The organism is Pseudoflavonifractor sp. AF19-9AC (assembly GCF_003478995.1).
Lineage (GTDB): Bacteria > Bacillota > Clostridia > Oscillospirales > Oscillospiraceae > Lawsonibacter.
Genome location: NZ_QUGI01000002.1, coordinates 76,801 through 90,265, shown reverse-complemented (window position 1 = coordinate 90,265; position 13,465 = coordinate 76,801). Strand labels below are relative to the sequence as shown.

Sequence of the window (13,465 nt, the reverse complement as noted above, 5' to 3'; positions counted from 1 at the left end):
TCCGGCAGCGCCGGAGCCACTTTTTTAATCGGTGGGAATCAAAGCACATTATGGAGTCTGGACGGGGTGGAAGGTGTGGGGCTGCTCCTCACCACGAAGGATGCGCAGCGCTCCGAGGGCCAGGGCCTCCATCTCGTTTTCGCCGGGGATGACCACCACCCGGCACAGGTTGTGCAGGTAGCCGATGACCATGTCGGTGAGCATTTTGGAGTTGGCCAGGCCGCCGGTGAGGATCACCGCGTCGATGAGCTCGGTGAAGCAGCCCAGCATGATGCCCACGCCCTTGGCGATCTGGAGAGCCTGGGCCTTGTACACCAGGGCGGCCCACTCGTCCCCGGCCTTGATGCGCCGCTCCACCTCCTGGCAGTCGTGGGTGCCCAGCAGGGCGGACATGCCGCCCTCGCCCCGCAGCTTCTTCAGCATCTCTGCCTTGGTGTATTTTCCGGAGTAGCACAGATCCAGCACGTACAGCATATTGAGACTGCCCGCCCGGTCGGGGGAGAAGGGGCCGGCATCGTCGGAGACCGAGTCGATGATCCGGCCGTGGCTGTGGGCGGAGATGGAGATGCCGCCGCCCAGGTGGGCGATGACCAGATTCATGTCCCCATAGCTGCGGCCCATGGCCTGGGCATACTTATGGCCGGTGGCCCGGGCGTTGAGCACGTGGCAGAAGCTGGTGCGGGTGACCTCTTTGAAGCCGGTGACCCGGGCTTCGGGGAGCAGTTCGTCGCTGGTCACCGCGTCGTAGATGTAGGCGGGGATGCCCAGGGGGCTTGCAAATTCCCGAGCCATCAGGCCGCCCAGGTTGGAGGCGTGGTCGAAGACGGTGTGATGGAGCAGGCAGTCGGCCAGGGCGTCGTCCACTACGTACCCTCCTGCCACAATGTTGGGGATGATACCTCCACGGCCCACTACGGCAGAGAGCCGGGACAGGTCGAAGCCCTCCTGGGCCAGCCAGCCTCGCACCAGAGCCACCCGGTAGTCCAGCTGGTCATTGAGGGTGGCGTAGGGGGCCAGGTCGTGGTTAGTGTGGACGATGCTTCGGGTGAGCAGGGGGCGGTCATCCTCATAGATGGCCGCCTTGGTGCTGGTAGAGCCGGGGTTGAGCACTAACATGGTGTATGCCATAGGAAAGGCCTCCTCTTGGTGAGTGGTCAGGAGCGGGAGGAACCCGCAGGGGACATGGCGGAGCAGATGAGAATGGAGCTGTACTTCTCCTCCGGGGTAGCCCCCCGGGAATTGATGGTGATAGGAACGCTGGCTCCCAGCACCACCCCGGCCATCTGGCCCCCCGCCAGGCCGTACAGCGCCTTGCCCAGCAGATTACCTGCGGCAATGGAGGGGCAGAGAAGAATGTCCGCGTCCCCGGCCACGGGGCTGTGGTAGCCCTTTACCTGGGCGGCCCGGGGATCGGTGGCCAGATCCAGGGAGATGGGGCCCTCCACCATGCAGGGGCCGAAGTCTCCCCGTCGGGCCTCCTCCTTCAATGCGGCGGCGTCCAGAGTCTCGGGCATGTGGGGGTTCACCGTCTCCACGGCGCACAGCACCGCCGCCTTGGGGCAGTCATAACCCAGAAAACGGCAGAAGTCCAGGGCGTTTTTCAAAATATGCCGTTTCTGCTCCAGGTCGGGGGCGATGACCATTCCGCCGTCGGTGTCAAAGAGAAGCTTGGGGTAGCTGGGCACGTCCAGAATGGCCACGTGGGACATGAGCTGGCCGGCGCGGATACCGGTCTGCTTGTTTACCACAGCCCGGAGCAGGGTGCCGGTCTGGAGCATACCTTTAATAAGCATCTGGCCGGCTCCGGCCCGGATGAGATCCACCGCCCGCTCCGCGCAGGCCTCCGGGCTCTCCGCGTCTACGATCTGGTCGGGCTCCAGGCAGACGCCCAGCTGACGGCTGAGGTCCAGGATCTCCTGCCGCCGCCCCACCAGAATGGGGCGGATCAGCTGGTCCTTTTGGGCGGCAAAGACCGCCTGGAGGGTGTGCATGTCGTGGGCCGCAGCCACCACCGCGCCTTTGGGCGGGAGATGCTGCAGGGATTGCTTTAGCTGCTGAAAACTGGAAATAACCATAGTAAGGCCTCCGCAGGAACGGGCCGGAGCCCTTTGTTCGTGGAGGGACGGCACGGAAAATGTTCAAAATCATTCTACCATGTCTGGGACAGGTTGTACACCGGAAAATTGTTTTGCCGCAGTGGGGGAAAAGAAGGAAAAATAGAAGAAAATGAGGAGAAAAACAGGGAAGAGAAGGACGACTGCCTCTTGACGAGCGGGGGGAAAGCAGATATAATAAAACCCACTGTGAACGCCCTGCGCCGTAGGGGAGCGGGTGATTCGTTGCTGGAATAGCTCAGTCGGTAGAGCAGCTGATTCGTAATCAGCAGGTCGCGTGTTCAAGTCACGTTTCCAGCTCCAGAAAGGCACGACGAAAGTCGTGCCTTTCTTTTTTTGTTTCCATTGGAAACCAGCTGGGCAGCCAGGCCCGGGAGCGGGGGCAGTACCGGCGGAAACCAGTTAAAAAAGCGGCTCCCCGGTCTATACCGGGGGGCCGCTTGCGCTGTTATTTTGGAGGGAAGGGGAGTCAGCGGCGGTCTGCCTCCTGAGAGGGGTCCGCCTCCCGGCTGCACGCCTGAGCCTGGCAGCTGGCGCAGCTTCTGCTGAGTACGCCGGACAGAAGCCAGCCCACAAAGCCCATGTACAGCATGGAACTCAGGGGTGTGGCGGTGATCAGACAGGTGCCGGAGGTACAGCCCGCCAACCGGTAGGAGAGATAGCCCGCCAGCATGCCGCCCAGAAAGAACAGGGCGGGAAAGGTGTGTTTCTGAAGTTTGTTTTTCATGGGACAGCCTCCAATCATGATTTGTTATGGGGTAGGTTTCCACAGCAGGTCGCGCTGCTCGGGATGGTTGGAAAACCAGCTTACGGCGTAGGAGCATACGGGGATGGCCCGTTTTCCCTGGGTACGCAGCTGCCGGGCCAGAGTTTCCAGCAGCAGACCGGCCACTCCCTGCCCCCGGAACTCGGGAGAGACCACCGTGGAAGCAATCTCCACGATGCGGTCGCTGCGTGCCGGAAAGGATACAAAGGCGACCTCGCGGCCATCCAGGTCCTCCAGCCAGATGCGATGGGGGGAAGTTTGAAGCGTCATAGGGAAGCTCCTTTCTTTCTTATGGCCCTATCCTACCAGAGTTTCGGGGGAAGAACTGTGACCTCATCACAAAGCGTGAAGGGAACGAGAGAAACCGGACGGCGGAACAAAATATTGAGGGTAGGAACAAATCCCCCTTTTTGGTAAAAACAGAAAAAAATTCAAGAAAATGGCTGCCGATCCGGTGACAAACAAACTTTTTTCCAAAAAGATGGGATAAGATTTCAGTCATGGAAAAAGAAGAAAAACATATGATAATAGATAAAGAAACGGAAAGAAGAAGGAAGAACAAGAGAGAAAAGTTGAGAAATAGGAAAGGGACGGAATGAGAAGGGAGGAAGTTTTTTGCGGGCGCATATGGAAATCTGTTGTGGAATGTGCTATATATTACATAACTGAAGTTAACCTGAAGCGTGGAGAACTGACCACAGCAAGGTCGAATTTTGTCGGGGAGGAGACCGCCCTAAACAAATCTGCAAAAGGAGAGGCAGAAACGCTGGACATCCTGTGGTGTTTGGCAAGGGACTTTGGGAGCGTCCCCCGGTATCTTCCACGTCTTTCTCCCCGTGTTTCCGGCGCATCCCCCGGTGCGGATGCCCGAGAACCTTCATGGGGGAAATCCAGGCCAATCTTGCGGCGGGCGAATGGGAAATCGCTTTGCTGAATGTATTGGAACGCATCTCGGAGGGATGCGTGAAAAGTAAGGAGGAATGGGAATATGTTGACTTGTCCGAAGTGCGGCAAAGAGCTGCAGGATGGAACGAAGTTCTGCGATAATTGCGGTACGCAGATCTTTGAGACCATCTTCTGTCCCAACTGCGGGGCACAGACCAGTACCGAATTCAAGTTCTGCCAGAAGTGCGGAGCGTCCATTGAGGAAGAAGCTCCCGCCCCTGCCCAGGAGGAGAAGGCTCAGAAGCCCAATCCCGTTAAGGCAGTGCCCAAGAAGACCTTGATGCTGGGCGCGGTCGGCGTGGTGGCCGTTTTGGCGATCATCCTGGTGGTGTCCATGTTCACCGGTGGCGGAAGCAAGGAGAATTACGGACTGTATCTGAAGGACAGTGAGATTTTTTACAGTGATTTCTCCGGGGATCCAATGGAACTCACCTCCCGTCTGACGCAGTCCTTCAGCGGCAGCAGCCTGTCCAGCTATGCTGGTCAGCTGGCGGACTATATCGCTTTCAGTGAGAACGGCAAGCGGGTGTTCTTCCCCGATCGGCTGGACAACTCCAGCGGCGGTATCACGCTCTATTACCGCAACCTGAACAAGCCCGACGAGGAGGCCACCAAGATCGACTCCGATGTGGTGATGTATGCCATCAACGCCGCCGGCGACAAGGTTGTGTACCTGAAGGGCCAGGACCATGGTGTGCTCTATATCCACGATCTGACTGACAAGGAGAAAATTGCCAGCGATGTCGTGTACTTTTATGTCAGCGATGACTGCAAAAAGGTAAGCTATCGCACCGAAGAGAATGGCTACTATGTGTGGAACCAGGGTAAGGACAGCGTCAAGCTGGCCAGTGACGTGGCCAGTGTGGAGTACGTCTCCGACGATCTGTCCCAGGTCTACTATACCAAGGACGGCAGCCTCTATAAGCAGGTGGAGAACAGCGAGGACAAGGAAAAGATTGCCTCTGATGTCTCCCGGGTCGTCCAGATCTCCGAGTCCGGCGAGGTCTACTACACCAAGGCGGAGAGCGCTCAGATGAGCCTCATGGACTATGTCAACGACGACATGGCCGCTGCCGACGCCGCCATAACTCAGCCCGAGTATCCGGAGTACCCCGCGTCCCCCGATTACCCCTACAGCTGGAACTACGACACCACCGAGGCTTACGAGGCGGCCTGGGCGGAGTATGAGGCCGCCTATGAGCAGTATCAGGCCACTTGCGATCAGCTGCGGGAGGAGTATAATAAGGCCTATGAGGAGTACCGGGACAAGCTCAGCCGTGACTCCATGCGGGAGAGCCTGAAGAATGACACCATGGATTCCACGGTGTACTCCCTGTACTGCTACAACGGTTCTGAGGAGACCCTGATCACCGATGCCCTGACGGACGAGTGGGACATTTCCAAGGCTAACAACGCTCCGGTCATGGTGGTGCAGGTCTACGACCAGGCTGAGGTGCAGAAGGTGAACCTCTCCGAGGTCGAGAGCTATTACGAAGTGCGCGAGATGGTACAGGACGCTCTCTATTCCTCTGCGAAGTGGTATGTGCTCTCCGGCACCACCCTCTCCGTCGTCACCCAGAACGACGCTCAGAGCTTTATTCTCAGCTCTGACGGAACCACGGGCTACTTCCTGGACGACGTGGATGAGGAGGGCGTGGGCGACCTCTACCGCCTGACCCTCTCCGGCGATAAGGCGGGAAGCAGCGAGCTCTATGACAGCGACGTGTCTGCCTACTCCACCATTTCCATCATGTCCAACAATCAGGTGGCTTATTACAAGAATGTCAAGGATGGCAGCCGGGGCGATCTCTTCATCGACGGCAAGGAGATCGACTATGACGTGCGCATCAGTCGGCTCACCAATGTGGACGGCAAGATGTACTACTACACCGACTGGAGCAGCGAGCGCCAGTACGGCACCCTGAAGTGCTTCTCTGGCAAGGAGGCACAGAAGGTGGCCGACGATGTCCACGACTATATTGTGACCCCTGAGAAGGACATCCTGTACCTGTACGATTATAGTTCCAATTACTACACCGGAACCCTGTACCTCTACAAGGGCGGGAAGGCAGAAAAACTGGACGATGACGTCATGGCTCTAATCCCGGTATGGAATACAGATATTAAGGGAGGAATGCGTTATGGCATCGATCCCGGTGTGGAATAACAGATATTAAGGGAGGCATATATTATGGCTGGTGATACGTTTCAGAAATTCAAGTCCTCGTTCAACCGGGGCGTGACGGCGATCAGTGTGAAGACGTCTTCTTCTCTGGAGAAGGTAAAGATCAAGACCCACATTGATTCCATCAACACGGAGATTCAGCGCACCATGTCCACCATTGGCCAGACGGCCTATGGCATCTGGGCCTCGGGCAGCCAGGATTTCTCTTCTCTGCAGGAGCAGTTCGTTCTGGTGCAGCAGAAGAAGGAGGAGATCCAGAAGCTCCAGGAGGAGTACAACGCCATTGACGAGCGGGACAGCCAGATTCTTGGCACCGCCGGCGGGGAGGAGCCTCAGAATGCGGAGCCCAAGCCCGGCGAGGTGGTGTGCCCCAAGTGCGGCGCTGCCTGCGCGGCCACGGCCAAGTTCTGCCGCAAGTGCGGCCAGAACCTGCAGGGCTAAATCCCAGACAAGCGAACATAAAAAAGGGCCCCGGGAAGACGTCTTCCCGGGGCCCTTTTTTATTAAAATCATTCCCGGACAGCTGTGAGTCAGGTCTCCGGCAGTTCCCAGCGGATGGGCAGAGTACGGAAAATCTGCTCCACCGCGCTCTCATAGCGGGCGGTGTCCTGGGCCTTGCGGATCTGCTTGAGCAGCTTTTCACTCCCCTCAAAGAGAGTGCCCAAGTAGCTCCACAGCTCCTTCATGTGGAAGATGGTGTTTCGTCCGCTGCGGAAGGCCTCCAGATAGCTGTGGTAGAGCTCATCGTGGAAGGCCTTCAATTCTTCAGCCGTGGGGGGAGGACCGCCATTGGCCTGGCGGATGAGGGCGGGGTTTCGCAGCAGTCCCTGGCCCAGCATGAGGGACTGAACCCGGGGATAGTCCCGGAGAAGGGCCTCGCAGTCCTCCGGGGTGAACAGTCCCCCGTTGTAGCACAGAGGGCCGGGATAGTTCTGGTGGGCCAAGGCAAAGTCGTTCCGGCGTACCGGCTCCCTGTAAAAGTCCTTCCGTACCCGGGGATGGACGATGAGCAGGGAGATGGGGTAGCGGGACAGAAGCTCCAGCAGGGGACCGAACTCCTCCGGGGACTCCAGACCCAGCCGGGTTTTCACCGACACCGGTCCCTGAACCCCGGCGAAGATGCCGTCCAGCAGCGCCTCCAGAGCGGAGAGGTCGGAGAGCAGCCCGGCCCCCTTGCCCTTGGCTACCACGGTGCCCGAGGGACAGCCCAGATTCAGGTTGACCTCGTCATAGCCCATGTCAAAGAGGGCGTTGGCCGCCCAGCAGAAATCCCCGCTGTCCCGGGTGAGGAGCTGGGGCACCGCCCGGAAGCCCAGGTTGTGCTCCGGAGCGGTCTCCCGCAGGTCCCGGGGAGTAAACATCCGGTCCCGGGTGGGGGTGAGAAAGGGCATGTAGTAGGCGTCTACGCCCGGAAAATACTTGTGGTGGATCCGGCGGTACAGGGCGCCGGTGACCCCCTCCATGGGGGCAAAGAAATAGTCCAAGGGGATTCTCTCCTTCGGTGGGTTATGAATGGGGCAGGATGTGCCTGAGGCGCCGCTCCAGCCCGGGAGCCAGGCGCAGAAGGGCCATATCGTAAAGGGCCAGGGTGCCCACGCCCATGAGCCACAGCAGCAGATTTTCCCACGCTGGGCCCAGGCCCAGGGCCTCCAGCCCCATGAGGGCCAGCAGGGCGGCGTAGACGGCCAGCAGAGCCACGCCGAAGCATGCCCCCTTGGCCAGGCGGCGTACCAGACCCGGCAGAGGGTCCAGCGCGGGCTTGACCGCCGGGTACCAGCCCACAAGGCCCAGGAACAGGGCGGCCATCTCCCGGTCGGGCACCAGCATGAGACCCAAAAGGCCTGCCGCCGCCCACAGACACAGGGCGGTGCGGGTGCCCCAGACCCGGCGCACCAGATAGACCGGGATGCCCGCCAGCATGGGACACACATAGGTGAGCACGCCGAAGGCGCTGCCCGTTGCCATCAGGGCCACGGACAGCCCGGCGCACAGCCCGCACACCGCCGTCCGGCGGCACAGGCTGCGGATGGACTCAGTTCTGCCGGCCATCCACGTAGGCACTGGCGGCCAGGCCGGCCACCGCTCCGTCGCCCACGGCGGTGGTGAGCTGCCGCACCGACTTGACCCGGCAGTCCCCGGCGGCAAAGACGCCGGGCAGGCTGGTGGCGCAGTCCTCTCCGGCCAGGAAGTAGCCCTGGTCGTCGGTCATCACCAGATTGGCAAAGACCTGACTGTGGGGCTCCTGGCCCACGGCCACAAAGAGGCCGTCCGCGGGGAGCTCCAGAGTCTTGTCCTCTTTCAAATCCCGCAGGGTCAGGCCGGTGAGACCCTCGGGACCGCTTTGGAGGGCCTCCACCGTACAGCTGAGCCGGAACTCCACATTGTTTTTCTCACGCAGCTGCTGCACCAGGCGGCTCTCCCCCCGGAACAGGTCCCGGCGGTGGATGACGGTCACCTTGGAGCACCGGGCGGAGAGGAACAGGGCCTCCTGGAGGGCAGTGTCCCCGCCGCCTACCACAGCCACGGGCCGACCCTGGTAGAAGGCTCCATCGCACACGGCGCAGTAGGAGACGCCCAATCCGATGAGGTCGTCCTCTCCCTGGAGGCCCAGCTTCCGGTGGCTCACGCCCGTGGCCAGCACCAGGGCAGGGGCGGAATAGCGCCCCTGGGGGGTGGTCAGCTCCAAAAGACCGTTCTGGGTGCGCAGGAAGGTGACCTCCTCCGTGCGCACGTGGACCCCCAGATTCTGGACTTGCTCCGTCAGAGCCTGGGCAAAGGCCGCGCCGCTCATGCCGGGCAGACCGGGGTAGTTGTCCACCAGGGGGGAGTACTGGATCTGGCCCCCGGTGCTCTCGCCCTCCAGCACCAGCACGTCCTTGCCCGCCCGGGCAGCGTACAGGGCGGCAGTCAGGCCCGCAGGGCCTCCGCCCACTACGATTACGTCATACATGGCAAAAATCCTCCCTTGTGGGTGTCGATAAATGGAAAAAGGCGGCCCCGGAAGAACCGGGGCCGCCTTCATTGTACCGCAGACGGGGGAAAAATGCAACGCTCAGCCCACGCTGGCGGGGCGAATCTCGTCCAGGAAGGAACGGATGGCGCCCAGACCCACCAGCTTCACCGGGTCCTTGCCGTCCTCCACCACCAGAGTGGGGGCCTGGCGCACGCCGTAGCGCACGGTGAGGTCGGGGTTCTCCTCGGCCAGCACCTTGCGGTAGGGCACCCCGGCCTGGCCCAGCAGCTTTTCCGCCTGGGCGCAGTTGGGGCAGGTACGGGTGGCAAAGAGCATCAGTTCCCCGGAAATGGCGGGAGCAACAGGCTTGGTGTCCACCGTAACCTGGCTTCCGGCTATGCCGGCCCGGCGCAGGTGGGAGCGGCCGATGTCGTACACCTTCCGGTCCTTGAACTCCTGGGTCTTGCCGTCGTTCCAGTTCTTCACCGGGCGGTAGTAGCCGGTAATGCGGCTATATACCTCGGCTTCCTTGCCGCAGTAGGGGCAGACGTGCTGCTCGCCGGTGAGGTAGCCGTGGCCAGCGCAGACGGAGTAGGTGGGGGACATGGTGTAGTAGGGCAGCTTGTAGTTCTCCGCAATCTTCCGCACCAGGGTGGCCGCCGCCTTCCAGTCGGGCAGCTTCTCCCCCAGGAAAGCGTGGAACACGGTGCCCGAGGTGTAGAGGGTCTGCAGCTCGTCCTGAACGTCCAGGGCGGAGAAGATGTCCTCGGTGTAGCCCACGGGCAGGTGGGAGGAGTTGGTGTAGTAGGGGGTGCCGTTCTCGTTGGCGGTGATGATGTCGGGGAACTGAGCCTTGTCGTGCTTGGCAAAGCGGTAGGTGGTGGACTCGGCGGGGGTGGCCTCCAGGTTGTAGAGGTCGCCGTAGGCCTCCTGATAGTCGGAGAGACGCTCCCGCATGTGGTTGAGCACGTCCTTGGCAAAGGCCTGGGTGGCAGGGTGGGTGAGGTCCTGCTGGAGCCACTTGGCGTTGAGGCCCACCTCGTTCATGCCGATGAGGCCGATGGTGGAGAAATGGTTATCAAAGGTGCCGAGATAACGCTTTGTATAGGGATAGAGGCCCGCGTCCAGCAGCTTGGTGATGACGGTACGCTTGGTTTTCAGGCTGCGGGCGGCGATGTCCATGAGCTTGTCCAGGCGGTTATAGAAGTCGGCCTCGTCGCTGGCCTGATAGGCGATGCGGGGCAGGTTGATGGTGACCACGCCCACAGAGCCGGTGGACTCGCCGGAGCCGAAGAAGCCGCCGGACTTCTTCCGCAGCTCACGGAGGTCCAGACGCAGGCGGCAGCACATGGACCGCACGTCGGAGGGCTCCATGTCGGAGTTGATGTAGTTGGAGAAGTAGGGGGTGCCGTACTTGGCGGTCATCTCAAAAAGGAGCCTATTGTTCTCCGTCTCGGACCAGTCGAAGTCCCGGGTGATGGAGTAGGTGGGGATGGGGTACTGGAAGCCGCGGCCGTTGGCGTCGCCTTCAATCATAATCTCGATGAAGGCGCGGTTGACCATGTCCATTTCCTTCTTGCAGTCCCCGTAGGTAAAGTCCATCTCCTTGCCGCCCACGATGGCGGGCAGGTTCGCGAGATCTTTGGGCACTGTCCAGTCCAGGGTGATGTTGGAGAAGGGGGCCTGGGTGCCCCAGCGGGAGGGGGTGTTCACCCCGTAGACGAAGCACTGGATGCACTGCTTGACTTCCTTCTGGGTCAGGTTGTCCACCTTGACGAAGGGGGCCAGGTAGGTGTCGAAGGAGGAGAAGGCCTGGGCGCCCGCCCACTCGTTCTGCATGATGCCCAGGAAATTCACCATCTGGTTGCAGAGGGTGGACAGGTGCTTGGCGGGGGCGGAGGTGATTTTTCCGGGAATGCCCCCCAGTCCCTCCTGAATGAGCTGCTTTAAGGACCAGCCGGCACAGTAGCCGGTGAGCATGGAGAGATCGTGGATGTGGATGTCGGCGCTGCGGTGGGCGTCGGCCACCTCCTGGTCGTAGATCTCACTGAGCCAGTAGTTGGCGGTGATGGCGCCGGAGTTGGAGAGAATGAGGCCACCCACGGAGTAGGTGACGGTGGAGTTCTCCTTCACCCGCCAGTCGTTGATCTGGAGGTAGTCGTCCACCAGGTCCTTGTAGTTCAAAAGGGCGGAGTTGACGTTGCGGATCTTCTCCCGCTGCTTGCGGTAGAGAATGTAGGCCTTGGCCACATCGGCGTAACCAGCCTCAGACAGCACCTTCTCCACGCTGTCCTGAATATCCTCCACGGCGATGCGTCCGTCCTTGATCTTGGGCTCAAAGTCGGCGGTCACCCGCAGGGCCAGCATGTCAATGACGCTGGGATGAAACTGCTTGTTGACGGCCTGGAACGCCTTGGTAATGGCGGCGCTGATTTTGGAAAGCTCAAATTCGGCGGCGGCGCCGTCCCGCTTGGTTACCTGATACATGAGAATCCCTCCAGCTCTCTTTCGTTCTGTTGCCCATTTATGGCAAGAAAAGCCGGGCATCATCCCGGCGATACTACGCCTCTTAACTATAGCACGCGGCCAGAACTTCGTCAATATATGGTTTCTCTTTTTCTGGGCAAACACAAGATATTGTTTTGGTGCACAAAAAGGCGAGGATGATTTTTGTCATCCTCGCCAAAAGAAAAATTAGTCAACCCCCCGCAGCTCCACCTGAGGGATATGGGGCCGGACCAGGGCGGCAAAGCCCTCCATTTCTTCCCGGGAGCAGGGATGAAGGCCGGGGGAAAGCACCGTGTCCCGGTCTACAAAGCCCTGGAGGAAATACCGCCTGGCCCCCTTGAGCCAGGGGCCGATAGCCCGGAAGGAATCCTCATCGTGGAGCTCCCGCACCACGGTAGTGCGAAACTCATAGTCCACCTTGCCCTCCAGCAGCAATGCCGCGCTCTCCCGGTAGGGTTCCACATCCAGACCGGGCACTCCGGCGGTCTCGGGGTAGCGGTCGGGGCTGTTTTTGATGTCCATGGCCACGTAGTCCACAAGGTCCCGACGGATCACGTCCTCCAGGGCCTGGGGAAAGCCGCCGTTGGTGTCCAGCTTCAGGAGGAAGCCTTTTTCCTTCACAGCCTCCAGCAGACGGGGCAGATCGGGGCGCAGCAGGGGCTCGCCCCCGGTGACGCACACGCCGTCCAGAAGTCCCTGCCGGCGGTCCAGGAAGGTGAGCAGCTCCTCATGGTCCATGAGGGCCGGCCCGGGGGAGAGCACCAGCTCCCCGTTGTGGCAGAAGGGGCAGCGCAGGTTGCAGCCCCCCAGAAACACTGTGCAGGCCACCTTGCCCGGGTAGTCCAGCAGCGTCAGCTTCTGAAGACCCTGAATATCCATGTGGGAGCCTCCCTCTCCGCCCGGGGCGGTGTCGATTCCCTTCCATTGTAGTCCCCGGTTCTCCCCCTGTCAACGGCTCCAAACCCTGGAAATTTACTCCCCTTTGTATTTCTTCCTGGTGGCAATTCCTCCCCGTATATGCCGCTCGGCCTTGTTTTCCTCCAAAACCTGCTTTACCTGGAGGTACAGCGTGCGGTTGAAGGCGGGCAGGCGCTCGGAGAGATCCTTGTGGACGGTGGACTTGGAGATGCCGAATTTTCGGGCGCACGCCCGGACAGTGGCGCGGTTTTCTATGATGTAAAGGGCCATTCTGCAGGCCCGGTCCTCAATGTTCCCTTTCACCCATAACACTCCCATCAAGCGGTAGTCCTATGGATGTTATATGCGCCGGGAACGGGGGATATGTCGCCCCTTGTGCCTGGGTGGGGCCGGTGGTATAATGGCGCCAGAGGGAGGGAACGCGTTATGGATCACAGGGAACGCATGATTGCCGGCCTGCCCTATAGGGCCTGGCTGGATGGGCTGCCCCAGCAGAGGCTGGAGGCCAAGAAGAAGCTGTACGTCTTTAACAACACACCGCCGGAGGAGCAGGATACCTCCATGGCTCTGCTGGAGGGACTGCTGGGACGGGTAGGGAAGAACCCCTGGGTGGAGCCCATTTTCCGCTGCGACTATGGCAGCAACATTTCTGTGGGCGATAATTTTTACGCCAATTATAACCTGACCATTCTGGACATCGCTCCGGTGACAATCGGAAACAATGTGATGATTGCACCCAACGTGTCCATCTTCACCGCCGGGCACCCCGTTCATCCCCAGGCCCGGAACTCCGGCTATGAGTACGGCCGCCCCATTACCATCGGGAACAATGTGTGGATTGGAGGCGGGGCCATCCTTCTGCCCGGAGTGACCATCGGTGATAACACGGTCATTGCCGCAGGCAGCGTGGTGGGCCGGGACGTGCCGGCCGGTGTGGTGGCCGGGGGCAACCCCTGCCGGGTGATCCGGGAGATCACCGACGCCGACCGGGACTTCTACTGGAAGAATCTCCCCTTTGATGTGGAGGACTATCTGGACCCCAACACTACCTTATAAGCACAAAACACAAAAACGCG

At 60.5% G+C, this 13,465-nt stretch carries 13 protein-coding genes and 1 tRNA gene; 4 read left to right on the top strand and 10 right to left on the bottom strand.

The features are described from left to right. Window positions 1-48 precede the first annotated feature (48 nt). Window positions 49-1,128 carry a butyrate kinase gene (buk, locus tag DWX58_RS03295; protein WP_118641585.1) on the bottom strand — a complete coding sequence of 360 codons (1,080 nt, stop codon included), beginning with the start codon at window positions 1,126-1,128 and terminating at the stop codon, window positions 49-51. A gap of 26 nt (window positions 1,129-1,154) precedes the next feature. Beyond that, on the bottom strand, window positions 1,155-2,075 hold the full coding sequence (locus DWX58_RS03290; protein ID WP_118641584.1) for a bifunctional enoyl-CoA hydratase/phosphate acetyltransferase: 921 nt from the start codon (window positions 2,073-2,075) through the stop codon (window positions 1,155-1,157). 266 nt (window positions 2,076-2,341) lie between these two features. Between DWX58_RS03290 and DWX58_RS03285 the strand changes: the two genes are divergently transcribed. Beyond that, window positions 2,342-2,417: transfer RNA gene (locus DWX58_RS03285), tRNA-Thr, on the top strand. 166 nt (window positions 2,418-2,583) lie between these two features. Here DWX58_RS03285 and DWX58_RS03280 read toward each other — a convergent pair. Then, window positions 2,584-2,841, bottom strand: coding sequence for a hypothetical protein (locus DWX58_RS03280; protein ID WP_199648665.1), 258 nt, complete (start codon window positions 2,839-2,841; stop codon window positions 2,584-2,586). Between the two features lie 24 nt (window positions 2,842-2,865). Further along, the gene (locus DWX58_RS03275) at window positions 2,866-3,150 is read right to left on the bottom strand and encodes a GNAT family N-acetyltransferase (RefSeq protein ID WP_118641583.1); all 285 of its coding nucleotides are present in this window, start codon (window positions 3,148-3,150) and stop codon (window positions 2,866-2,868) included. 718 nt (window positions 3,151-3,868) lie between these two features. Between DWX58_RS03275 and DWX58_RS03270 the strand changes: the two genes are divergently transcribed. Together DWX58_RS03270 and DWX58_RS03265 are read left to right on the top strand one after the other, a co-directional pair. Continuing rightward, window positions 3,869-5,992 (top strand): zinc-ribbon domain-containing protein, encoded by a 2,124-nt coding sequence (locus DWX58_RS03270; protein ID WP_118641582.1) that lies wholly within the window; start codon window positions 3,869-3,871, stop codon window positions 5,990-5,992. A 24-nt stretch (window positions 5,993-6,016) separates the two neighbouring features. Then, window positions 6,017-6,451, top strand: a complete 435-nt coding sequence (locus DWX58_RS03265) for a zinc ribbon domain-containing protein (protein WP_118641581.1) — start codon at window positions 6,017-6,019, stop codon at window positions 6,449-6,451. A gap of 89 nt (window positions 6,452-6,540) precedes the next feature. Here DWX58_RS03265 and DWX58_RS03260 read toward each other — a convergent pair whose 3' ends face one another. The 6 genes from DWX58_RS03260 to spoIIID form a co-directional block, all read right to left on the bottom strand. Then, entirely contained in the window at window positions 6,541-7,494 is a 954-nt protein-coding gene (locus DWX58_RS03260; RefSeq protein WP_243093237.1) for a tRNA-dihydrouridine synthase family protein, read from the bottom strand. A gap of 22 nt (window positions 7,495-7,516) precedes the next feature. Continuing rightward, window positions 7,517-8,059, bottom strand: a complete 543-nt coding sequence (locus tag DWX58_RS03255; protein WP_118641580.1) for a hypothetical protein — start codon at window positions 8,057-8,059, stop codon at window positions 7,517-7,519. After that, the gene (locus tag DWX58_RS03250; RefSeq protein WP_118641579.1) at window positions 8,043-8,960 is read right to left on the bottom strand and encodes an FAD-dependent oxidoreductase; all 918 of its coding nucleotides are present in this window, start codon (window positions 8,958-8,960) and stop codon (window positions 8,043-8,045) included. Before DWX58_RS03250 ends, DWX58_RS03255 begins: the two co-directional genes overlap by 17 nt. Window positions 8,961-9,062: 102 nt before the next feature. After that, window positions 9,063-11,450, bottom strand: a complete 2,388-nt coding sequence (locus DWX58_RS03245; protein ID WP_118641578.1) for a ribonucleoside triphosphate reductase — start codon at window positions 11,448-11,450, stop codon at window positions 9,063-9,065. A 207-nt stretch (window positions 11,451-11,657) separates the two neighbouring features. Continuing rightward, complete coding sequence (locus DWX58_RS03240; RefSeq protein WP_118641577.1) at window positions 11,658-12,350, bottom strand: anaerobic ribonucleoside-triphosphate reductase activating protein; 693 nt, start codon at window positions 12,348-12,350, stop codon at window positions 11,658-11,660. 93 nt (window positions 12,351-12,443) lie between these two features. After that, window positions 12,444-12,692 (bottom strand): sporulation transcriptional regulator SpoIIID, encoded by a 249-nt coding sequence (gene spoIIID / locus DWX58_RS03235; RefSeq protein ID WP_118641576.1) that lies wholly within the window; start codon window positions 12,690-12,692, stop codon window positions 12,444-12,446. Between the two features lie 123 nt (window positions 12,693-12,815). On the opposite strand from spoIIID, the gene DWX58_RS03230 reads away from it, so the two are divergent. Beyond that, the gene (locus tag DWX58_RS03230) at window positions 12,816-13,445 is read left to right on the top strand and encodes a sugar O-acetyltransferase (protein WP_118641575.1); all 630 of its coding nucleotides are present in this window, start codon (window positions 12,816-12,818) and stop codon (window positions 13,443-13,445) included. Window positions 13,446-13,465 lie beyond the last annotated feature (20 nt).